The 21,851-nt window shown below is 69.3% G+C and carries 22 protein-coding genes and 1 riboswitch; of the genes, 16 read left to right on the top strand and 6 right to left on the bottom strand.

The genetic code is table 11. The annotated features are described in order from the left end of the window. Window positions 1-291 precede the first annotated feature (291 nt). Window positions 292-1,188 (top strand): homocysteine S-methyltransferase family protein, encoded by an 897-nt coding sequence (locus tag C5F48_RS02315; protein ID WP_107662290.1) that lies wholly within the window; start codon window positions 292-294, stop codon window positions 1,186-1,188. A gap of 326 nt (window positions 1,189-1,514) precedes the next feature. On the opposite strand, the gene C5F48_RS02310 is transcribed toward C5F48_RS02315, so the two are convergent. The 3 genes from C5F48_RS02310 to C5F48_RS02300 form a co-directional block, all read right to left on the bottom strand. Next, window positions 1,515-2,165 (bottom strand): exopolysaccharide biosynthesis protein, encoded by a 651-nt coding sequence (locus C5F48_RS02310; protein WP_107662289.1) that lies wholly within the window; start codon window positions 2,163-2,165, stop codon window positions 1,515-1,517. 37 nt (window positions 2,166-2,202) lie between these two features. Next, on the bottom strand, window positions 2,203-3,981 hold the full coding sequence (locus C5F48_RS02305; protein ID WP_107662288.1) for an SLC13 family permease: 1,779 nt from the start codon (window positions 3,979-3,981) through the stop codon (window positions 2,203-2,205). Between the two features lie 101 nt (window positions 3,982-4,082). Further along, window positions 4,083-5,180 (bottom strand): sensor histidine kinase, encoded by a 1,098-nt coding sequence (locus C5F48_RS02300; protein ID WP_245941476.1) that lies wholly within the window; start codon window positions 5,178-5,180, stop codon window positions 4,083-4,085. Window positions 5,181-5,560: 380 nt separating this feature from the next. On the opposite strand from C5F48_RS02300, the gene C5F48_RS02295 reads away from it, so the two are divergent. From C5F48_RS02295 to bluB, 5 genes are all read left to right on the top strand, one after another. Further along, window positions 5,561-5,803 (top strand): hypothetical protein, encoded by a 243-nt coding sequence (locus C5F48_RS02295; RefSeq protein ID WP_107662287.1) that lies wholly within the window; start codon window positions 5,561-5,563, stop codon window positions 5,801-5,803. Between the two features lie 138 nt (window positions 5,804-5,941). After that, window positions 5,942-7,027, top strand: coding sequence for an AI-2E family transporter (locus C5F48_RS02290; RefSeq protein ID WP_107662286.1), 1,086 nt, complete (start codon window positions 5,942-5,944; stop codon window positions 7,025-7,027). Window positions 7,028-7,281: 254 nt separating this feature from the next. Continuing rightward, window positions 7,282-7,434, top strand: a complete 153-nt coding sequence (locus C5F48_RS25010; RefSeq protein WP_170139706.1) for a hypothetical protein — start codon at window positions 7,282-7,284, stop codon at window positions 7,432-7,434. Window positions 7,435-7,564: 130 nt separating this feature from the next. Continuing rightward, on the top strand, window positions 7,565-8,404 hold the full coding sequence (locus C5F48_RS02285; RefSeq protein ID WP_146170549.1) for a cobalamin B12-binding domain-containing protein: 840 nt from the start codon (window positions 7,565-7,567) through the stop codon (window positions 8,402-8,404). A 45-nt stretch (window positions 8,405-8,449) separates the two neighbouring features. After that, a riboswitch (cobalamin riboswitch) is annotated at window positions 8,450-8,629 on the top strand. A gap of 46 nt (window positions 8,630-8,675) precedes the next feature. Continuing rightward, complete coding sequence (gene bluB / locus C5F48_RS02280) at window positions 8,676-9,371, top strand: 5,6-dimethylbenzimidazole synthase (RefSeq protein WP_107662284.1); 696 nt, start codon at window positions 8,676-8,678, stop codon at window positions 9,369-9,371. Between the two features lie 18 nt (window positions 9,372-9,389). Here the strand turns inward: bluB and C5F48_RS02275 are convergent, their stop codons facing one another. Further along, window positions 9,390-9,647, bottom strand: coding sequence for a DUF6522 family protein (locus C5F48_RS02275; protein WP_107662283.1), 258 nt, complete (start codon window positions 9,645-9,647; stop codon window positions 9,390-9,392). A gap of 165 nt (window positions 9,648-9,812) precedes the next feature. Here C5F48_RS02275 and C5F48_RS02270 point away from each other — a divergent pair, with 165 nt between their 5' ends. The 6 genes from C5F48_RS02270 to C5F48_RS02245 are packed head-to-tail and all read left to right on the top strand — an operon-like array spanning window position 9,813 to window position 14,844. Beyond that, window positions 9,813-10,622, top strand: coding sequence for a UDP-2,3-diacylglucosamine diphosphatase (locus tag C5F48_RS02270; RefSeq protein ID WP_107662282.1), 810 nt, complete (start codon window positions 9,813-9,815; stop codon window positions 10,620-10,622). After that, complete coding sequence (locus tag C5F48_RS02265) at window positions 10,619-11,698, top strand: ceramide glucosyltransferase (protein ID WP_107662281.1); 1,080 nt, start codon at window positions 10,619-10,621, stop codon at window positions 11,696-11,698. Before C5F48_RS02270 ends, C5F48_RS02265 begins: the two co-directional genes overlap by 4 nt. After that, window positions 11,695-12,243 carry a VTT domain-containing protein gene (locus C5F48_RS02260; protein ID WP_107662296.1) on the top strand — a complete coding sequence of 183 codons (549 nt, stop codon included), beginning with the start codon at window positions 11,695-11,697 and terminating at the stop codon, window positions 12,241-12,243. The genes C5F48_RS02265 and C5F48_RS02260 overlap by 4 nt, the downstream gene beginning before the upstream one ends. Further along, window positions 12,240-12,947: a glycosyltransferase gene (locus tag C5F48_RS02255; RefSeq protein ID WP_107662280.1), complete on the top strand. Its 708-nt coding sequence runs from the start codon at window positions 12,240-12,242 to the stop codon at window positions 12,945-12,947. Before C5F48_RS02260 ends, C5F48_RS02255 begins: the two co-directional genes overlap by 4 nt. A 35-nt stretch (window positions 12,948-12,982) precedes the next feature. Continuing rightward, the gene (locus C5F48_RS02250; RefSeq protein WP_245941477.1) at window positions 12,983-14,215 is read left to right on the top strand and encodes a BtaA family protein; all 1,233 of its coding nucleotides are present in this window, start codon (window positions 12,983-12,985) and stop codon (window positions 14,213-14,215) included. After that, entirely contained in the window at window positions 14,212-14,844 is a 633-nt protein-coding gene (locus C5F48_RS02245; protein WP_107662279.1) for a class I SAM-dependent methyltransferase, read from the top strand. Before C5F48_RS02250 ends, C5F48_RS02245 begins: the two co-directional genes overlap by 4 nt. Window positions 14,845-14,908: 64 nt before the next feature. Here C5F48_RS02245 and C5F48_RS02240 read toward each other — a convergent pair whose 3' ends face one another. Continuing rightward, window positions 14,909-17,065 (bottom strand): esterase-like activity of phytase family protein, encoded by a 2,157-nt coding sequence (locus C5F48_RS02240; RefSeq protein WP_107662278.1) that lies wholly within the window; start codon window positions 17,063-17,065, stop codon window positions 14,909-14,911. Between the two features lie 187 nt (window positions 17,066-17,252). Here C5F48_RS02240 and phnC point away from each other — a divergent pair, with 187 nt between their 5' ends. The 4 genes from phnC to phnE (C5F48_RS02220) are packed head-to-tail and all read left to right on the top strand — an operon-like array spanning window position 17,253 to window position 21,259. Further along, window positions 17,253-18,065 carry a phosphonate ABC transporter ATP-binding protein gene (gene phnC / locus C5F48_RS02235; RefSeq protein ID WP_373454321.1) on the top strand — a complete coding sequence of 271 codons (813 nt, stop codon included), beginning with the start codon at window positions 17,253-17,255 and terminating at the stop codon, window positions 18,063-18,065. A gap of 26 nt (window positions 18,066-18,091) precedes the next feature. Then, entirely contained in the window at window positions 18,092-18,988 is an 897-nt protein-coding gene (gene phnD, locus C5F48_RS02230; RefSeq protein WP_107662277.1) for a phosphonate ABC transporter substrate-binding protein, read from the top strand. 58 nt (window positions 18,989-19,046) lie between these two features. Then, window positions 19,047-19,928 carry a phosphonate ABC transporter, permease protein PhnE gene (phnE, locus tag C5F48_RS02225; protein ID WP_107662276.1) on the top strand — a complete coding sequence of 294 codons (882 nt, stop codon included), beginning with the start codon at window positions 19,047-19,049 and terminating at the stop codon, window positions 19,926-19,928. Beyond that, on the top strand, window positions 19,925-21,259 hold the full coding sequence (gene phnE / locus C5F48_RS02220; RefSeq protein ID WP_107662275.1) for a phosphonate ABC transporter, permease protein PhnE: 1,335 nt from the start codon (window positions 19,925-19,927) through the stop codon (window positions 21,257-21,259). The genes phnE (C5F48_RS02225) and phnE (C5F48_RS02220) overlap by 4 nt, the downstream gene beginning before the upstream one ends. On the opposite strand, the gene C5F48_RS02215 is transcribed toward phnE (C5F48_RS02220), so the two are convergent. Beyond that, a complete protein-coding gene (locus C5F48_RS02215; protein WP_107662274.1) occupies window positions 21,256-21,807 on the bottom strand; it encodes a hypothetical protein in 552 nt (183 codons plus the stop codon). The genes phnE (C5F48_RS02220) and C5F48_RS02215 overlap by 4 nt on opposite strands. Window positions 21,808-21,851: the final 44 nt, after the last annotated feature.

Raw genomic sequence — 21,851 nt, 5'->3', positions numbered from 1 at the left:
GGAAGGCCATGGTGAAGGGGGCCAGATCGGCCGCGCCCTTGCGGCAGCCTTCGCAGGTGAGAGTCATGTCGGCCCCTTTGTCGGTTCCGGTGTCCCGGGCAGCTGTCTCACCCCGTACAGCGTATTCCTTACCAAACTCTAAACACTGCTCAAAGTTGCGGCCCGGAACCGGGATCATCTTCGGTGTTGCGTGAATGATACATCCGGGGCAGGCGGGCCACTGTGGCGGTCCGGGGGCGCTGCGGCTACAGTCGGGGCGGGCCGCAGAGGCCGGGCAGCGGGAGAGGCAAGATGACCGGGATGATCCTTCTCGACGGCGGCATGGGCCGCGAACTGGAACGCTCGGGCGCGCCGTTCCGCCAGCCGGAGTGGTCGGCGCTGGCGCTGATCGAGGCGCCGGAGGCCGTGGCCCGGGTGCATGACGGCTTCATCCGCGCCGGGGCGCAGGTGATCACCACCAATTCCTATGCGCTGGTGCCGTTCCACATCGGCGAGGCGCGCTTCGCCGCCGAGGGCGAGCGGCTGGCCGATCTGGCGGGGCAGCTCGCCCGGCAGGCCGCTGCGGAGGCGCCGGGGGTGCGGGTCGCCGGGTCGCTGCCGCCGGTCTTCGGCTCCTACCGGCCCGACCTCTTCGAGCCGGAGCGGGCGCAGGCGCTTCTGTCGGTGCTGGTGCGCGGGCTGGCGCCGCATGTCGATCTCTGGCTGGCCGAGACCCAGAGCAGCCTCGCCGAGGCGGAGGCCGCGGCGCTGGCGGTGCAGGGCAGCGGCAAGCCGCTGTGGCTTTCCTTCACCCTGCGCGACGAGCTGGACTCGGCCCCGCTGCTGCGCTCGGGCGAAGCCGTCACTGATGCGGCGCGGCTGGCGCTGCGGCTGGGAGCCGAGGCGCTGCTGTTCAACTGCTCGCGCCCCGAGGTGATGGGCGCGGCGCTGGAGGCGGCGCGGACTGCGGCGCCCGGGCTGCGGCTGGGGGTTTATGCCAATGCCTTCGACGACTCGCAGGACGAGGATGGCGGCGCGAACGAGGTGATCTCGACCATCCGCGCCGACCTCGACCCGCCGCGCTACTGCGGCTGGGCCAAAGGCTGGGCGGCGCAGGGCGCGACGATCATCGGCGGCTGCTGCGGCGTCGGGACGGAGCACATCCACCACCTCGCGGACCATCTGGCCGATGGGCGCGGAAACGGCTGATCCGGAGGCTGCGGGACCCGGTTGGCGTTCGCGGAAACCGGCAGTAGATTACATAAGAATGATTATGGGTTTAACTCTTGTAGGCACAAAGTAGAATTGTCGCCATCTGGCAAAGTAGAAGTGTCATCCTCTTGCTCGGCATGAGCTTGGAGGTGGCCGCAGATGGGGATTGTTCTGATGAGCGAACACGAGACCTGGTGACAACAGTTCTTAGGGAGAGAACCGGCTCTCCCTGAGCGGCGGTTCCCGGCCCTCAGCCGCCGTTTTCTGTCTCTCCGAGACCCGTCCTGCTGCCGCAAGCGCGAGCAGGTCTTCACCGAGGCCGACTAGAAGGCGCTGCGCATCACGAAGAGCGCGGATTGCGCCAGTGCATAGCCCATGCCGCCGACGATGACGACGGCGATGAAGGCGCTGGTGATCCCGCCGACGATCCAGAGCCCGTCGCGCTCCAGCACGCCGAGCGCGATGAGGCAGAGCGCGATGGAGGGCAGCATGTTGCCGAAGGGCACCGGCAGCACCAGCGTCAGCGACAGGAGCAGGCAGACCAGCCCGATCAGCCGCTGCGCCGCCGCCGAGGACAGGCCCAGCATCCGCTCGCGCAGCAGCCGCTCGGCCCGGGCCAGCCAGGGCGCGCCGCGCTCGACCAGGGTGGCGAAGGCGCTGCGGCTCATCGAGCGGCGGGCGATGATCTGCGGCAGCCATGGCGGCCGGCCCAGCATCATCTGCGCCGAGAGGAAGATCAGCGGCAACCCGAGGATCCCGGCGAGGCCGGGCGGGCTGGGCAGGATGTTGGGGAAGGCGAAGACGATCAGCAGCGCGCCGAAGGCCCTGCCCTGCATCGCCTCCAGCAGGTCGCCCAGCGAGATCCGCTCGCCCGGTCGGGCGGCGATGTCCTGCAGGATGGCCGAGAAGGGTTTCGGCGGCAGGTCGTCCAGAAGCTCCGGCAAACCGGGGGTGAGAAGATCGAGCCGGCTCATCGCGTCACTGCCTGTGTTGCCGCGTCGCTAGACGCCTTCAAAGACCATAGACCAAAGGGATGACGATTGCCGCAGCAATCCCCATCAGGACGTTCAGCGGCGCCCCGATCCGCAGGAAATCGCCGAAGGTGTAGCCCCCCGGCCCGTAGACCAGAAGGTTGCACTGGTAGCCGATCGGCGTGGCGAAGCCGAAGGAGGCCCCCAGCATGACTGCGATCAGGATCGGTCGCGGGTCGAGACCGAGGTTCTGCGCCAGCCCGATGGCGACCGGAGTCACCACCACGGCAACGGCGTTGTTCGACAGGAGTTCCGTAAGCAGCGAGGTCAGGGCGAAGACGCAGAAAATCAGTAGCCAGGGCGCCATGCCGACCAGCAGAGGCTCTGAGGCCGCGACCAGAAGCTGCACGGCGCCCGACTGCTCCAGCCCGACGCCGACGGCGATCATGCCGAAGAGCATGGCCAGCAGCCGGCCATCGATCGAGGCGAAGGCCTCGTCGCTGTCGATGCAGCGCGTCACCAGCACAACGGCGACGCCGATGAAGGCGATGATCTCGATCGGCGCCACCTCCAGCGAGGACAGAAGGATGATGGCGGCCAGCACCCCGACGGCGATCGGCGCCTTCTTGCGGCGGAAGGCGCGCTCGGTCGGGTGCGAGAGGTCGGTCAGCTCCATGTCCTGCGCGAGGCGCTGGATATCGGAGGGCGCGCCCTCGACCAGCAGCGTGTCGCCCACCGCCACGACGAGGTCGTCGAGCTGACGGCCGATGTTCTGGTTTCTGCGATGCACGGCAAGAGGATAGACGCCATACCTGCGGCGGAGTCTTAACTGCCCCAGGGAGCGTCCGATCATCCGGCAGCCGGGGGTGATGAGCACCTCGACCGTGTCGGTGGCGACCGAGGTCAGCTTGTCGACCACCTGCAGATCCTTGTGTTCCTGCAGGCTCAGGAGCTCCGACATCGGCGTGCGCAGCACCACGCGGTCGCCCGCCATCAGCTCCACCCCCGCCAGATCGCGGCGCAGCGAGGCGTCGCCGCGCAGCACGTCGATCACCATGGCCCCGCCGCGGCGGAACAGCTCGACCTGTTCCAGCGGCTTGCCGATCAGCGAGGATCCCTCGGGCACCGCCACCTCGGTGAAGAACTTCATCTTCGAGCGATTGGTCAGCATCGCCGTCATCGAGGGGCGGCTGGGCAGCAGCCAGTTGCCGAGGAGGCCGAGATAGAGGATGCCGACCACCGCCAACGGCAGGGTGACCGGGGTGATCTCGAAGATGGTGAAGGGGGCGAGACCGGCCGAGCGCGCCACCCCGTCGACCACCAGGTTCGTCGAGGTGCCGACGAGGGTCAGCGTGCCGCCCATGATCGACAGGTAGCTGAGCGGGATCAGCAGCTTGGAGGGCGCGGCCTTCAGCTGCGCCGCCAGCTGGATGAAGACCGGCAGGAAGACCACGACCACCGGCGTGTTGTTCACCACCGCCGAGAGCCCGACGATGCCCACGCCCAGCACCGAGACGGTCGTCCGCGGCCGGGTGGCGACGTGGCGTGTGGCGAGCTGGGTCACCCAGTCCAGCGCCCCGGTGCGGACCAGAGCGCCGACCACAATGAACATGGCGGCGATGGTCCAGGGCGCGCTGTTCGACAGCACATCCATCGCCCGGTCCTGCGGCAGGATCCCGAGCACCAGGAGCAGCGCCGCCCCGGCGATGGCGGTGGCCTCGACAGGGAAGGTCTCGCGGATGAACAGCACCAGCATCCCGAGGATGATGCCGATCGCCACCCATGCCTCAACCGTGGGGGCCAGATCCAGTCCGGGCATATGTTCTCCTGCGCCGCCTTCAGCGCCTGTCTATGCGGGTTTCGGCGAAAGTCAAAGCGGCTGACGGGGAGGCGGCGCCGGTTGCCCGCGACGCGTGCGGATCAGCCCGGCTGTGCCTCGTTCTGCACCGGAAATTCGAGGCGGCAGATCGTGCCGCCCTGCGGATTGCGGCTGAACCGGATCGAACCGCCCAGCTGCGCCGCGAAGCGGTGCGCGACCATCAGCCCAAGGCTGCGCGTCGTTTCGGGTGAAAAGCCCTCGGGCAGGCCGTTGCCGTCGTCGGACAGGATCAGCACGCCGGTCTCGGCCTCCGGGGCGCCGGTGCGGCGGAGCGAGATGTGCAACCGGCCCGTGCAGCGGCCGGCGAAGCCGTGCTCCACCGCGTTCATCAGGAGTTCGGTGGCGATCAGCCCCAACGGCACCGTCTGGTCCGGGGTCACCGCCAGCGGCACGGTCTCGGCCTCGACCGAGACGCGCTCCTCCACGCCCATGGCGCGGATCGTGTCCTGCGCCAGTTCCTCGACGAAGCTCCCCAGCTCCAGCACCTGCCGGTCCGGGTCGTGCAGCCGGCGCTGCAGCCGGCCGACCACGTCGAGCCGCGCCTGAGCCTCGCCCAGGGCGCGGCTGGCGACCGGATCGGACATCTTGCGCGCCTGCAGCCCCAGCAACGCCGAGACGGTGGTCAGGTTGTTCGAGACCCGGTGCTGCAGCTCCTGGAACATCAGCTCGCGCGCGTCGGCCAGCCCGGCGCTGTGCTGCTCCGCCGTCTGCATGGCGCGCAGCGCGAGGTTCATCGCATGGACCAGCAGGATGTCGGTCGCCACGATGAAGACGTAGAAGCTCATTGCCACCATCGAATTCGCGGTGACCTCGAAGGAGCTCAGCGGCGCGACGAAGAAATACCAGCTGGCCAGGCCGGAGGCGACCGCGACCGCCGTGCCGGCGGCGACCCCGCCGAACAGCGCGGTGATGATCACGGCGGGGAAGAAGGTCAGGAAGGGGAAGCCCGGCGGCAGGACGGGATCCAGAACGTAACGCAACGCGAAGGAGATCGCGAAGGCTGCCAGCGCGAACCCGGCGCGATAGGCCGGCGTGCGCTCGATCAGCGACCAGGTCGCGACCGTGCGCATCGCATGCGGCCAGAAGGGCATGGCGCTGCCGGTCCCGGCGCCTGATGATTTGATCTCGCCAGTGTTCATGGGTTTCCCGGATCGCATGGCCATGCGTTGTAAAGGCGATGGCATCGGACGGTAAGAGGCTTTTCCCGCTGGAGACAAGCCCTGAGAGCCTTGCGCAGCGAGATTGTCCGTCTGGCAGGTGGTTGAGCCACAAGCCTTTTCGATTTGACGTAGCGTGAACTGCGGATAGCTGCCGCGCCCCAAGGGAGATGGTCGAAGAGTTTGGTGCATCCACGCACAGCCTCCGCAGACATTGCGCGTTGCGGCAGTGCAGCATCCGCCCTAATTCCTGTCTCGAGCGCGCCTCCGGCCCCTGCCCCGTCATGGCTCCTGTCATGAAACCGGCAAGGCGACCGGTTAGGCTGATACGCTCCCAACCGATTTCACGGAGCCCGACGCGCATGAGAGACCTTGCCGCCCCAGATCACATTGCCGAAGCCCGCCGGACCATCGCCGCCATCGGCCAGTACAGCGACGCCCAGGTGATCGACGCCTGCCGCACGCTGATGGCGCATGACCCCGCCACCTATTCCGGCCTTCGTGGCCTGATCGCCTTCCTAGGCGCCTCCCGTGGGCCGGCCCCTGCCCGGCAGGCCGCCGCCTCTCCCCGGCCGCGCGGGGCCCGGCCTCGTTGCGGCGCGTGAGGCCGGCCGCACACGATGATGCCCGCTTGCTGCGCGCCAGCGGGAAAAACCGCGTCGAACCTGCGGTTTGCGCAGGGAAAGGTTGACCCCGCCGCCGTCCTGCCGGACCGTTGACTCCCCGGCAGAGCGGAGCGCCCCTTGAAACAAGCCCTGTTTTCGAACTTCGTCCTGGCCGTCATCCTGGTGATCTGCCTCGGCGCCCTGCTGGTGCTGGGCCGGCCGATCCTGCTGCCGATCGTCACCGCCGCGATCTCGGCCTATGTCATCCTCTCGGCCACACGGCTGCTCCGAAGGCTGCCGGTGCTGCGGCATTTCCCGACCGTGGTGCTGCGCATCGGCGTGCTGATCGCCTTCACCGTCGCCTTCCTTTCGGTGGCGGTGATCATCGCCTCGACCATCCGCCAGATCGCCGATGTCGCGCCGCGCTATCAGGCCAACCTCGTCGATCTGGTCGAGCGGCTGGCAGAGCGCTTCGACTTCGAATCCGCCGCGGTCTGGCAGGCGCTGCATGACGCCACCATCGGCCGGATCGACGTGCAGAGTCTGGTGCTCACCCTGCTGGGCAGCTTCACCTCGATTGGCTCGGGGATCTTCCTCGTGGTGCTCTACACCGGCTTCCTCCTGGCCGAGCGGACCAACTTCGACCAGAAGCTGACCGCCGCCTTCCCAGACAGCGAGAGCGCCGGCCGGCTGCGCAGCGTGGTCGCCGACATCAACCAGCGGATCAGCGATTATCTGGCGGTGAAGACGCTGGTGAACATCATCCTCGGCGGGGTGTCCTATGTCATCCTGCTGGGCTTCGATGTGAACTTCGCGCTGTTCTGGGCGGTGGCGATCGGGCTGATGAACTACATCCCCTATCTCGGCTCGCTCCTCGGCGTGGTCTTCCCTGTGCTGATGTCGCTGGCGCAGTTCGGCACGCTGGGGGCGACGCTGGGGCTGGGGGCCTGCCTCGTGGCGGCGCAGGTGCTGGTCGGCAGCGTCATCGACCCGCGCATGGTCGGGCGGCAGGTGAACCTGAGCCCCTTCGTCATCCTCGTCGCCCTGTCGGTCTGGACCGCGATCTGGGGCATACCGGGGGCGATCCTCGCCATCCCGCTCACCTCGATGCTGGCCATCGTGCTGTCGAGCTTCGATTCCACCCGCTTCGTCGCGGTGCTGATGGCCGACCGCGTCGGGCCGGCCCCTGCGCCGGGCCCGGCCAAGGCGGGCTTGCAGACCTGACCGCGCGGGAGCCGGCGTCGCCGGTTTTCAGGCGATCCAACCCTTAGAGTGACGCCTCCGATGGATCGGCGCCGCTCCCGGTGTCGCGGGCGAAATCATGCTTCTTTGTCGCAGCATTTACATGATCTGGGTCAAGGCGACGCCGATCCTGCGGCCGCATCCTTGCCCCAGCCTGGACGCGCGGCCTGCAGCCGCCGGCCCAGCCAGATCAGCGGGCGACCGCGCTCTCATCCCATCCAGCTGCGAGCCAGACCATGACACATGCGACCATCCGGATCTCCGCCTATATCTCGGCGCAGGGACCCGTCATCAGCGAAGACCCCCTCTCCGGCCTCGTCACCATCCGCGACGGCGCCCGCCTGCTGCGCGGCCGCCGGATCGCGCCGCCGCCCGGCCCTATCGCTTGACCACGCTCCCTGCAGAAAACCTTGAGAAAGTGTAACCCATGATTGACAGACTCTGTCTTTCTGGCCGAGGCTCGGGCGGCATAACGCCGTCACAGACTGCCGGGTTCCTGGGGGGGAGGTCGAGGTGGGCATGACTTCGGGACCTCAAGGGCCCTTCGACCGCCGGCTTCTGGAACAGTCGGCCTTCGGCCTGACCAGCTTCAAGTCGGCGCTGCCGGCGGATGCGGTGCTGTCCTTGGCGCGCGAGGTCGTCACCCGGCTGGCCGGCCGGGCCCGCGAGCTGGAAGCGCGCGACCTCGCCGCCCCGTCCCGCGCCGAGATTGACGCGCTCTGCGCCGCCCTCACCTCGACCGACCCCGAGGCCGGCGCGCGCTTCATCGCCGGCATCCGCCGCGAGGGCGCCGCGCTCGACGTGATCTATCTGGCCTATCTCGCCTCGGCGGCGCGCCGGCTGGGGGAATGGTGGGACGAGGACCGGGTGCCCTCGGCGCTGGTCACCATCGCCTCCAGCCGGATCTACGCCATCATGCGCGGCCTGCGCCATGTGCTGGACCCGCCGCTTGACCCGCCGCCGGGCGGGGCCGTGCGCGCCGCGGTCTTCGCCGCCGTGCCGGGCGAGACCCATACGCTGGGCGTCACCATGGCCGCCGACCTGTTCCGCCGCGAGGGCTGGGAGGTCGAGCTGCTGGTCGGTCTGGGCCATGACGAGCTGATCGCCCGCTTCGCCGCCAGCCCGGCCCCGGTGCTGGGCCTGTCGGCCAGCGGCGCCCGGTCGCTGGTGGCGCTGGCGAAGCTGCTGCTGGCGATCCGCATCGCTTGCCCGCGCGCCCGGGTGATGGTCTGCGGCCAGATCGTCGCCGACGCCGCCGATCTCGTGGCGCATCTGCACCCCGAGGCGATGGCCAATGATGTGCCGAGCGCGCTCGCCGGCATGCAGGCGCTGCTGGAGCCGGCGCCGCGGCCCTCCTGACCCGGCGCCGCGGCGGCAAGCCCCTTGCGCCGCGCCGCATCCTCTGGTTTTCCGGTGCAGCCGGGTGCCGCCGAAAGGCGGAGAATCGGGAAGCCGGTGCGAGTCCGGCGTGGGCCCGCCGCTGTAACGGTGATGCCCCGGGCAGAAGGCCACTGGATCACTCCGGGAAGGCGCACGGGGCAGATGATCCGAAGCCAGAAGACCGGCCCGGCAGCGAGGTTCCTGCCGCGTGGACAGCGGCGGATCGTCTATGAGCGAAAGGTCTGCGACCATGCCACCCGCCCCGACCCCTCCCGAGGTCAGCCCCCTCCCCGCCCGCCAGTTCAGCGCCGAGGAGCGTCAGGCGCTCTACGACATCATCGCCGAGCGGCGCGATGTGAGGGACGAGTTCCTGCCCGACCCGATCGACCCCGCCATGCTGAACCGCGTGCTGCAGGCGGCGCATCTGGCCCCCTCGGTCGGCTTCATGCAGCCGTGGAACTTCATCCTGATCCGCGATCCCGCCCGCCGCGCCGAGGTGCATGCCGCCTTCCAGCGCGCCAATGACGAGGCGGCGACGCTGTTTCCCGACGAGAAGCAGGCGACCTACCGGGCCTTGAAGCTGCAGGGCATCCTGAAGGCGCCGCTGAACATCTGCATCACCTGCGACCGCGACCGCTGCGGCCCGGTGGTGCTGGGCCGCACCCACAATCCCGAGATGGACCTTTATTCCAGCGTCTGCGCCGTGCAGAACCTCTGGCTCGCGGCGCGGGCCGAGGGGCTGGGCGTCGGCTGGGTCAGCATCTACCACGAGGCCGACCTGCGCGCCCTGCTCGGCCTGCCCGAGCGGGTGAAGATCGTGGCCTATCTCTGCATCGGCCATGTCGACCGGTTCTACGCCGCGCCGGAGCTGGCGCTGAAGGGCTGGCGGCAGCGGCTGAAGCTGGAGGATCTGGTGATGGAGGATGGCTGGCAGGAGCCCGTCTGACCGGAGCGGGCGGCGCACTCAGCCCGGCGCCGCCCCGTCCACCCGGCTTTGCGACAGGATCCGGCCCGCGGCGTCGACTGTGAAGCGCAGCCGGATCGCCTTGTAGCGGAAGGTCACCCGGGTGCGGCCGGCGTCGGCGTCGCGCCCCTCTTCCACCAACCCGGTGATCCGGCCCTCGCGCATCAGCCGCGGTACCTCGGCCGCCGTGAGCCCCAAGAGCGGGGCCAGATCCTCGGCCTCCACCGTCACGCCGCCCGCCGCGATCTCCAGCCGCATCGCCCGCTCCCGCCTGCCCGTCCTGCGGCAAACCTGCGGGTTAATCCGGCAACAGGCAAGGCCGCCTGCGCGCGTGTCGCAGGTCTCAGTCATAAAATCGTGGCCTTGCTTTGGCATAGCGCAGCAAGACGCCCCGCGTCGGGCGATGACACAAAGGAGCGCATCATGCCGCAACCTGTCCCGCGTCTGCCGCGAAGCCATCGCAGCCTGTTCCTGTCGGATCTGCATCTGGGCGCACGCGGCTGCCGTCCCGACCGCATCCTCGACTTCCTTCAGCAGAACACGGCTGACGAGATCTACCTCGTCGGCGACGTGCTCGACCTCTGGCACCCGCCCTTCCCGCACTGGACCGAACTGCATGACGAGATCCTCGCGCTGCTGCTGCAGCGGGTGCAGCAGGGGTCGCGGCTGATCTACCTGACCGGCAACCACGACAGCGCGATGCGGCTTTACCGCGGCACGCATTTCGGCCGGATCGAGGTCGCCGCCGAGGTGGAGCATGTCGCGGCCGACGGGCGGCGCTGGCTGGTGCTGCATGGCGATGTCTGCGACGCGCGCATCCTGCGCTGGCACATCCTGACCCGGATCGGCAGCCGGATGGACTGGGCGCTACGCCATCTCGACGACCGGCTGAAGCGGCTGCGCCGCCATGTCGACCCCGACCGGCGCGGCCTGATCGAGGCGCTCCTTTCCGGGGTGAACACGATGATGGCGCTCGGCAACGGCTACGAGATCCGGCTGGTGGCGCGGGCGCGGGCGGCGGGCTGCGACGGGGTGATCTGCGGCCATTTCCACAAGCCGGCGCTGCATGACGACCACGGGCTCAGCTATGCCAATTGCGGCGACTGGGTCGACAGCTTCACCGCCATCGCCGAGGATGCGCAGGGCCGCTTCACCCTGATCGAGGCCGAGCCCGAGACGGCGCCGCTGCCGGTCTTCGCCGAGGCGCGGGCGGTGGCGGCGGGCAAGGCATGATCGGGGCGCTGTTCGCCGCGGCGCTGCTGCTGCTGCACCTGCTGACCGCCGGGCTCGCCATGGCGCATGGGCTGCGGCGGCGTCAGCCGCGCGGGCCCCTGCCCTTCATCTGCCTGCTGCGCCCGGTCTGCGGTCTGGACCATCTCGACGCCGAGACGCTGGAATCGAGCTTCGGGCTCGACTATCACGATTACGAGATCGTCTTCTGCGCCGCCACCGAGACCGATCCCGCCGTCGCCCCGCTGCGCGCCATGATCGCCCGCCACCCCGGGGCGCGGGCCCGGCTGCTGATCGGCGAGCGGCGGATCAGCCGCAACCCGAAGCTGAACAACCTCGCCAAGGGCTGGGACGCGACAGGGGCCGAATGGATCGCCATGGCAGACGCCAATCTCTTCCTGCCGCGCGACTACCTGCGCCAGCTGGTCGCCTGCTGGACGCCGGGCACCGGCCTCGTCTCCTCGCCGCCCGCGGGCGTGCGGCCCGAGGGGCTGGCCGGGGCGTTGGAGGCCGGGTTCCTCAACGGCTGCCAGGCGCGCTGGCAGCTGGCCTCCGCCGCGGTGGGCAACGGCTTCGCCCAGGGCAAGACGCTGTTCCTGCACCGGGATCTCCTGGACCGGCAGGGCGGGCTCGCGGCGCTCGGCTGTGACATGGCCGAGGATGTGGCGGCGACCAAGCTGGTGCGCGCGGCGGGTCTCGCGGTGCGGCTGGCGCCGCGGCCCTTCGGCCAGCCGGTCGGGCAGCGCAGCCTGCGGGCGGTCTGGCAGCGGCAGCTGCGCTGGTCGCGGATCCGGCGGCAGGGCTTCCCCCGGCTCTTCGCGCTGGAGCCGCTGATCGGCCCGGTGCTGCCGCTGCTCGCGCTCTCGGGGCAGCCGGCGCTGGCGCTCGGCTTCGTGCTGCTGTGGTACGGCGGCGAATGGGCGCTCTGCCGGGCGATGGGCTGGCCGCGCGGGCCGCGCGACCTTGCGGCCTGGGTGCTGCGCGACCTCGGCCTGCCGCTGCTCTGGCTGGCCACCTTCGCCCGCAGCGGCTTCGAGTGGCGCGGCACGGCGATGGCTCCGGCCGTTCCCGGCCCATGATCGGCCCGGAACTGGCGCTGTCGCTGGTGGCGACGCATGGGCTGGCGCTGGTGGCCCCGCTGGCGCTGATCGAGGGGCCGATCATCACGGTGATCGCCGCCTGGCTGGCGCAGCAGCAGGTGCTGGACCTGCGTCTGGTGCTGCTGACCGTGGTGCTGGCCGATCTTGCCGGCGACGCGCTGCTCTATCTCGCCGGGCGCGGCGGCGGGCGGCGGCTGATGCGGCTGCTGCGGGTCCGCGAGGAGCGGGTGGAGACCCTGGCGCTGCGGCTGCGCGGCTCGGCTGCGAAAGTCCTGATCCTCGCCAAGCTCACCCATGCCGCCGGCGCGCCGGTGCTGTTCGCCGCCGGGGCGGCGCGGGTGCCTTTCGGGCTGTTCATGCTGTGCAACCTCGCCGCCACCCTGCCGAAGACCGCCGTCTTCGTCGCGCTCGGCTGGTGGTTCGGGTCGTCCTACGACAGTTTCGGCGGCTGGATCGCGGCGGCCTCGGTGGTTCTCGTGCTGGGCGTCGTCCTCGCCTGGCTGATCGCGCGGCGGTCGCCATGACCCGGCCGAGCGTCGGTTGCCTGATCCCGGCCTATAACGAGGCCGCCCGGATCGGCGCGGTGCTGGCGGCGCTGCGCCGCCATCCGTTGATCGACCGGCTGCTGGTGGTGGATGACGGCTCCACCGACGGCACCGCGGCGGTCGCCCGCGCCGCCGGGGCCGAGGTGCTGGCGCTGTCGCCCAACCGCGGCAAGACCGCCGCCGTGGCCGAGGGCGCAGCCGCCCTGCAATGCGACCTGCTGCTGCTGCTCGACAGCGACCTGACCGGGCTTGGCGCCGCCGATGTCACGGCGCTGCTGTCGCCGGTGCTGCGCGACGAGGCCGATGTGGCGCTGAGCCTGCGCGGCAACGCGCCGCTGGCCTGGCGGCTGATCGGGGTCGACTACATCTCGGGCGAGCGGGTGCTGCCGCGCGCCCAGCTCCTGGCCGAGCTGGAGCGGCTGCGCCGCCTGCCGCGCTTCGGGCTGGAGGCGCATCTGAACGGGGTCTGGATCGCCCGGGGCTGCCGCGTCGCCATCTGCCGCTGGCCGGGGGTGGCGAGCCCGGCCAAGGCGCGCAAGCGCGGTCTGGTCGGCGGTCTGCGGGCAGACTTGGCGATGCTGCGCGACATCTTCCGCGTGATCTCGCCGGCGGCGGCGCTGCGCCAGATCCTGCGGCTGCGCCGGCAGGCCCGGCGTCACGCAAGCGTTGCGTTGCATCGCTAGACAGCCGCAACTGTGTCTCATCCCGGAGTGTCCCCGTGCTTGACCTTGCGCCAGACGTTTCCTTTCCCGCCCAGATCGGCTCCGCCGTGCACCAGAACCAGCCGCTCAGCCCGACCGGGCTCTTGGAGCGGCTGTTCTCGCGGCTGTTCCACGGCATGGTCTATACCCAGATCTGGGAGGATCCGGTCGTCGACATGACGGCGCTGGCGATCAAGCCCTCGCACAACCTGGTCTGCATCGCCTCCGGCGGCTGCAACATGATGTCCTACCTGACCGCCAGCCCCGCCTCGCTTCTGGCGGTGGACCTGTCGCCGGCCCATGTGGCGTTGGGGCGGCTGAAGTTGGCGGCGGCGCAGCAGATGCCCGACCACGAGCGGTTCTACGAGTTCTTCGGCCATGCCGACCGCCCGGCCAACCTGCGCCGCTACGACCAGCACATCGCGCCGCATCTCGACTCCACGTCCCGCGCCTATTGGGAGACGCGCAGCCTCGGCCACCGCCGGATCGAGGTCTTCACCAAGGGGGTGCACCGCTACGGGCTGCTCGGCCGCTTCATCGGTGCTGCGCATCTGGTGGCCCGGCTGGGCGGGGTGGACTTCCGTCCGCTGCTGGAGTGCCGCACTCTCGCCGAGCAGCAGCGCTTCTTCGACGAGCGGCTTGCGCCCTTGTTCGACAGCTGGCCGGTGCAGTTCCTCGCCCGCCGCCGCGCTTCGCTGTTCGGGCTGGGCATCCCGCCGGCGCAGTACGACAAGCTGGCCGCCGACGGCAACGGCGACGTGATCCCGGTGCTGCGCGAGCGGCTGCGCCGGCTGGTCTGCCGCTTCCCGCTGTCGGAGAACTACTTCGCCTGGCAGGCCTTTCACCGCGGCTATGCGCCGACCGAGCCGCGCGCCCTGCCGCCCTACCTGCAGCGCGAGAATTTCGAGGCGCTGCGCGATGCGGCGCAGCGGGCCCGGCTGGTGAACCGCTCGCTGACCGACGCGCTGGCCGAGGAGCCGGAGGCGTCGAAGCACGGCTACAGCCTGCTCGACGCGCAGGACTGGATGAACGACGAGCAGCTCGGCGCGCTGTGGCGGCAGATCACCCGCACCGCCGCGCGCGGGGCGACGGTGATCTTCCGCACCGGCGGATCGACCGACATCCTGCCGGGCCGGGTCCGCGCCGACATCCTCGGGCGCTGGACCTATGACTGCGAGGCCTCGGAGACCGGCTTCCGCGCCGACCGCTCGGCGATCTACGGCGGGTTCCACGTCTACCGGAGGCGCTGATGGACGCCGCCCATGCCGAGCTGATGGACCGGACCTACCGGCATCAGCGGCTGGTCTACGACCTGACGCGGGCCTATTACCTGCTCGGCCGCGACCGGTTGATCGCCGATCTGGCCCCGCCGCCCGGGGCCCGCATCCTTGAGCTGGCCTGCGGCACCGGGCGCAACCTGCGGCTGATCCAGCAGCGCCATCCGGACGTGCGGCTCTACGGGCTCGACATCTCGGCCGAGATGCTGCGCTCGGCCCGGCGCAGGCTCGGCAGCCGCGCGACGCTGGCCTTCGGCGACGCCTGCAGCTTCGATGCGCAGGCGCTGTTCGGCGTGGCGGCATTCGACCGGATCGTGCTGTCATACAGCCTGTCGATGATCCCCGACTGGCAGCGGGCGCTGAGCCATGCCGCGGCGCATCTGGCGCCCGGGGGCGCGCTGCATGTCGTGGATTTCGGCACCCAGGCCGGGCTACCCGGCTGGTTCCGCGAGGGGCTGCGGCGCTGGCTGGCGCGGTTCCACGTGACGCCGCGCGACGCGCTGCCGTCGGTGGTGACGGCGACGGCGGCGGCGATCGGCGGTTCGGCGCGCTGCGGCGGGCTCTACCGCGATTACGCCGTGCGGGCCGTCATCAGCCGCTGAGGCTGCCGGAAGGCGAAAGGGGCGCGGCATCGCTGCCGCGCCCCTTCCCTTTAGCCCTGCGGCCTCAGAGCTTGCCGAAGCTCCAGAAGAAGGTCTCGCCCGAGCTGTCGTCGACGCCGTCGTTGTCGGTGCTGACCCAGACCGTGCCGTCGCCGGCGATGGCCAGACCCTCGATCTTGTCCACGACATAGCCGCCGTTCGCCGCGAGGTCGGGGATCAGGTCGCGCACGACTTCCTTCGTCACCACCGGCAGCTCGCCGCCCAGCGGCGCGGGCTTCATCTCGGCCAGCGAGACGCGGGTGATCTGCTTCAGCTTCGCCGCCGAACCGATCTGGTTGTCGCGCTCGATCAGATAGGCGTTGTCGCCCTGCACCGTCAGTTCCGACAGACCGACCCAGCCGGTTTCGGCAGCTTCCAGCGGGTAGTGCACCGCGCCCCATTCCTCGGTCTCGAGGTCATAGGCCATCAGCTTGACCATGCCCTTCGGGTCATCCTTCCACTCGCGCTGCACCGGCATCCACAGGGTATTGCCGACCTTGGCGATGCCCTCGAAGCCGAAGCGGGTGGCGCCGGCCAGGAGGTCGCCGGGCAGAGCCACCTGGTCCTCGATCTCGCCCTCGGCGTTCACGTGGTAGAGACCATGCGGCAACAACTTGGCGTCGTTGCCTTCCGAAGCCAGCCAGAAGCCGCCTTCGCCGTCCAGCGTGATGCCCTCGATGTCCAGCATCTGCGCCGCGGCGCCGCCACGGGTGATCGGCGTCGCCTTGACGATCACCGCCGGGGTCTGGCTGGCGTCGATCTCGAAGATCGTCGGCTGGAAGCCGTAGAAGCTGTCGTTCACGGCATAGATCGTGCCGTCCTCGCCCGCCGCCATGCCCGAGATAGCGCCCCAGCCGATCAGCTGGTCATCGGCTGAAACCAGTTGCGGATAGGAAGCCGGCGCGTCCTGGTATTCGTAGAGCATGACATGCGCCCGCACGCCGCCGTCCTCGGTCAGGTCGGTCTCGTTGGCGGTGGCGATCAGGTTGCGCTGCGGGATGGCGACCGCGCCTTCGGGCGAGATGCCCGAGGGCAGGATCTGCTTCAGGGCCGGGCTGGCCGGGTCGGTCATGTCGTAGACGCCGACCACCGAGGCGCGCTCGGCCAAGAGGAACATCATCGGCACGTCGCCGAAGCGGGCGAATTCCATGCCCTCCGGCTCGATGCCCTTGGCGTCGGAGCGGCGGTCTGGGTAATGGCCGACGCGGGCCACGGCATGTTCGAAATTGGCGCCGCTTTCGTGGACGACAGTGCCGTCCTTCTTCATCACGGTGAAGCCGCGGGCGCCGCCGTCCATGTCGCCCTCGTTGGCGATGGCGAAGGTCTCGTCATCCAGCCACTGCACGCCGTCGGGCTCGCGCAGCCGGCCTTCCTGGCTTTCCTCGAAACGCAGCGCCGCCTTCTCGTCGGTGGCGTCGATCCCGGTCAGATCGACCGAGCCGGCCGAGAAATGCGACACGACCCTGCCATCCGCCGCGATCACGGCGATATGGTTGTTCTCCTGCAGGGTCAGGACGGTCTCGCCCAGACCGTTGATGTCGACGAATTCCGGCTCCGGATCTTCCGGCGAGATTTCGGTCAGGCCGGTCAGCTCGACCTTGCGCAGCGCGGCGCAATCCGGCGCGCTGTCGGTCAGCGGCAGCTGCACCAGGAAACCGGCCGGCATCTGGCCGACGCGGCCGTCGCCGGCATCCTCGTCACGCTCGTTCTCGATGGCGATCGACAGGAAGGAGCCGTCCTTGGCCGCCGCGGTGCTGTCGGGCTGGCCGCCGAGATCGCAGGAGGCGGTGATCTCTTTCGTCGCCAGATCCACGGCGCGCAGCACGCCTGAGGGGTTGGTGAAGCTCTCGCTGGTGTTCACCGCGACATAGGCGGTGTTGCCGACCACCGACACCGCGGTCGGTTCGCCGCCCATGTCGACGTTGCCGAGCGGCTTCGGGGCCTTCGGATCGGTGATGTCGATCAGGCCGATCACGCCCAGCGGGCTGTCGGTATAGACCAGCGTCATGCCGTCGCCGCTGGCCGAGATGATCTCGGCCGAGCTCGGGCGCGCCGCATCCTCGCCCGCCGCCATGTTCAGCGGCGTCGCGAAGCTGGACACGCGGTTGAAGTGCATCTCCGCGCTGGCCGTGCCGGCGGTGAGCGCCAGCACCGAGGTGAGGCAGATGAATCTTGTCGGCATGAGTAACTCCTGAACCGGACCCTATCGCACGCCGATGTGAGCCGCAGAAGCAACAGCCGGATGACGGCTGCGTGACAGCGGCGTGACAATCCGCGGGCCGGCCATGTTTGGAAAACCTTCACCGAACTGTAAGCCAACCGTCACGCCCCCCGCGTAGCTACCGCCCCGACACTGCAAGGGGACGCTTATGCTGTTCAGCGCCAACAACGTGACCTGCCGCTTCGGCGCCAGGACCGCCGTAGACAAGGTGAGCTTCACGCTGGAGCGTCCGGGATTCATCGGCATCATCGGCCGTTCCGGCGCCGGCAAATCGACGCTCCTGCGCATGATCAACCGGCTGACCGACGCGACCTCGGGCGAGATGCTCTGGGAAGGCCGCGACATCCTCGGGCTGAAGGGCGCGGAGAAGCGCGCCTGGCAGGGGCAATGCGCGATGATCTTCCAGCAGTTCAACCTGGTGCCGCGGATGGATGTCGCCTCCAACGTCATGCATGGCCTCCTGAACCGCCGCTCCACCCTCGCCACCATGTTCAACCTCTGGCCCGAGGCCGACATCACCCGCGCCATCGACATCCTCGACCGGCTCGGCATCGCCGAACAGGCCCCCAAGCGGGCCGAGGCGCTTTCGGGCGGCCAGCAGCAGCGTGTCGCCATCGCCCGGGCGCTGATGCAGGACCCCAAGATCATCCTCGCCGACGAACCCATCGCCAGCCTCGACCCGATGAACGCCCAGATCGTCATGGACGCGCTGCGCCGCATCCATGACGAGGACGGCCGGCTGGTGATCTGCAACCTGCACACGCTCGACACCGCGCGGCGCTACTGCGACCGGGTGATCGGCATGCGCGACGGGCGGATCGTCTTCGATGGCAGCCCCGAACAGCTCACCACCGGCGTGGCCCGCGACATCTACGGCGCGGACGCCTCCTTCTCCGAGGCCGCCACCTCCACCTCGATCGACAGGCTCGACGATGCCTATGCCGAGCAGATGCTGACATGAAAAACCCATCCAAACCGGAGACGACCATGAAATCCCTGATTGCCGCCCTCGCCGCCTCGACCGCCCTTTCCGGCGCCGTCTCGGCCCAGGAGCTGACCGCCTTCAACATCGGCATCCTCGGCGGCGAGAACGCCCAGGATCGCATGACCTCGAACGAGTGCTACCGCGCCGCCATCGAGGCCGAGCTCGGCGTGCCGGTCAAGGTCTTCACTCCCGCCGACTACGACGGCGTGATCCAGGGCCTGCTCGGCGGCACGCTCGACATGGCCTGGCTCGGTGCCTCGGCCTATGCCAAGATCTACCTGACCGATCCGGAAGCCGTCGAAGTGCGTCTGACCAAGCAGAACGGCGACGGCTCGACCGGCTACTACTCCATCGGCTTCGCCCGCACCGACAGCGGCATCACCACGCTCGAGGAAGCCAAGGGCAAGACCTTCGCCTTCGCCGAGCCGAACTCCACCTCGGGCTACCTGATCCCGGCGGTCGAGATGATGGAACAGGTCGGCATGCCGCTGGAAGAGTTCTTCAGCGAAGTGAAATTCTCGGGCGGCCATGAGCAGAGCATCGTCGCCGTCGCCAACGGCGACACCGGGGCCGGCGTGGCCTGGTCGGACGGTCTGGGCAACTGGGAAGACGGCTACAACTCCGGCGCCTTCCGCAAGGCCGCCGACGCGGGCCTCGTCGACATGAACGACATCGTCGAGATCTGGCGCTCGTCGCTGATCCCGGAAGGCCCGATGGTGGTGCGCAAGGCGCTCCCCGCCGACATCAAGGACAAGGTGACCCAGCTCACCGCCGACCTGCACGAGACCGACAAGGAATGCGCCTACGGCGTCGCCGCGGGCGAGGCCAAGGACTTCGTGCCGGTGACCCACGAGGCCTTCAACACCATCGTCGAAGCCCGCAAGCTCTCCGGTCAGTAATCCAACCCACCCCCCGCGCCGGGCTCCTTAGGGAGCCCGGCGTTCTTCTGGAGGCCGCATGGTCGACATCGCCTACGGACCGGACCCGGGCCCCCGCCTCGATCCCTCGCGCCGAGACACCGCCTATCTGCAGATGGTCCGCCGCAAGCGGATGTATGGCGGCATCCTTCTGGTGCTCTTCGTCGCCCTCATGGCCTCCGGCTTCGGCGTCGCCGAAAGCCGCAACGCCGGCGGTTTTCTCGACGGCCTGCGCCAGCTCGACGACTTCCCCGCCGAGGTGATCTCCGAGGCCTGGCGCAACCGCGCCGCGCTCCCGGGGCTCGCGCTGCAATTCCTGCCCTCACTTATCGAGACGGTGAACATCGCCGCCGTCTCCACCCTGATCGGCGCGCTCCTTGCCAGCGCGCTCGCGCTTCTCTCCACCCGCGATCTCGCCCGCTGGCCGCGCCTCACCCCGCTGTTCCGCCGGATGATGGACGGGATGCGCGCCATCCCCGAGATCGTCATCGCCCTCGTGCTGATCTACATCCTCGGCGGCGGCCCGGTTCCGGCGATGATCGCCATCGCCTTCCACACCTCCGGCGCACTGGGCAAGCTCTTCTCCGAAGTGGCCGAGAACGCCGATCTCAAGCCGGTCGAGGGCCTGTCCTCCGTGGGCGCCAGCTGGTTCCAGCGCATGTGGCTCGGCATCCTGCCGCAGGTCGCGCCGAACTGGACGAGCTACGCGCTGATGCGCTTCGAGATCAACATCCGCGCCTCGGCCATCCTCGGCTTCGTCGGCTCGGGCGGCATCGGCTATGACCTCAAGCTCGCGATGCAATGGGGACAGGGGCGTTACGATCAGGTCGTGGCGATCTTCCTCCTGCTCTTCGCCACCATCGTCCTGGTCGATCAGCTCTCCGACCGTTTCCGCAACCGTCTGGTGAAGGGCGCAAGATGACCGCCATCGACATGACCCTGCGCCACGACGTGAGCGCGCTCATCGCCCGTAAGCGTCGCATGGCTTTCCTCGTTCCGCTGCTGCTGGTGGTCTATCTGGCCTATATCTTCGTGGCCTTCGACCTGCCGGGCCTCGCCTCGCGCGCCCGGATCGACAATGTCGGCATCCTCCTGTCCGATTTCTGGTCGCACAAGACCCATGTCACCCGTGACAACCGCTCTGGCGACCTCACCGTCGCCGTCGAGGGCGAAAGCAAGGGTGAATATCCGCCCGGTCTCTCGCCCGACTGGGTCAGCCAGCAGGGCGATGCCACGCTGATCGACCTCGGCGCGGGCCACCTCGTGACCTACACGCCCGATGCCGCCGCCTACGAGATCCCGGGCTACGGCACCATCGCCGTGCGCCCCGAGGGCAACGCCCTCGCCGTCGACCTGCCGCCCGGCCCGGTGCCCGACTGGATCAACCAGAGTGCTACGCGCATCTCGGTCACCACCGATCAGGGCCGCTTCGCCTATACCCGCTCCAAGGTCGAGGTCTTCCGCTACGAGGCGGGGTGGGAGCTGTTCTTCTTCACCCTCGACAGCCCCTTCTACGGCAAGGGCCCGCTGGAGCTGGCCGGCATGGCGCTCTGGGGCGAGCGGGTGGACCCCGAACGCAGCAATCTCGGCTACATGCTGTCCGAGTTCTGGACCAACAAGATGTGGCACCACGGCGATGTCGCCTGGGCGCTGTTCGAGACCGTGCTGATGGCCTTCCTCGGCACGATGGGCGCGGGCATCGTGGCGCTGCCTCTGGCCTTCCTCGCCGCCTCCAACTTCACGCCGCTGCGCAGCATCCGCTTCGCCTTCCGCCGGGTCTTCGACTTCGTGCGCGGCGTCGACGCGCTGATCTGGACCATCATACTCAGTCGTGCCTTCGGCCCCGGCCCGATGACCGGCGCGCTGGCGATCCTGATCACCGACACCGGCTCCTTCGGCAAGATGTTCTCGGAAGCCTTGGAAAACATCGACGAGAAGCAGGTCGAGGGCATCCGCTCCACCGGCGCCAATTCCCTGCAGCGCGCCCGTTTCGGGGTGATCCCGCAGGTGACGCCGGTGCTGCTCAGCCAGCTGCTCTACTACCTCGAAAGCAACACGCGCAGCGCCACCGTGATCGGCGCCATCGTCGGCGGCGGGATCGGCCTTCTGCTGACGCAGGCGATCATCACCCAGAAGGACTGGGAGGAAGTCGCCTATTACATGGTGCTGATCGTGCTCATGGTCATGGCGATGGACACGCTCTCGGGCTGGCTGCGCCGCAAGCTGATCAAGGGCGAGCCGGTCCGGAGCTAGTCCAGCCGGCGCAGCTCCGACAGGCGCACCGGGCCGTTCTGGCTGGAGAAGGCCAGCGACGACCCGCCGCCCTGCTGCTGCGCCGCCCCGCCGATCCGGTGGTCGCCGGTGTCGTAGATCTCGATCCGCCCGTCGGTGTCGATGGCGAGCCGGCGGGTCTCCGGGAAGACGGCATAGCGCATGCCGTTCTGCGACCCGGTCGAGGACGGGCGCCCCAGGTCCTCGGGCCACGGCTTTTCCTTGGCGGAGGCGCCCTGCCCCGCAGCTTGCTCCGGCTCGTCCGGCAGATCGCCGTCGGACATCCGCTTGGCAAGGTCGGTGCAGAGCGCGTCGACCTTCTCCTTCATTGAGGCGTCGAACATGTCGCCCACCATCACCATGCCGCCCGCCGACCATTGCCCCATGCCGCCAAGCTCGGGATGGCTGAACTGGGCCTGCCGCCCGTTCCCGGCGCGGAGCGCCGCGAGCAGGGTCCGGACGGCGTCTTCCGACACCTCGTGCCGCTGCGCGAGATCTGAGACGGTCTTGTCAGTGGTCGGTGCGGTCATGGCGATGCTCCTCGCAATCGAAAGGGCGGCGCGGCGGCCGCCCG

The sequence above is a fragment of the Cereibacter changlensis JA139 genome, assembly GCF_003034985.1.
GTDB lineage: Bacteria > Pseudomonadota > Alphaproteobacteria > Rhodobacterales > Rhodobacteraceae > Cereibacter > Cereibacter changlensis.
This window is presented reverse-complemented; position numbering and strand designations above follow the sequence as displayed.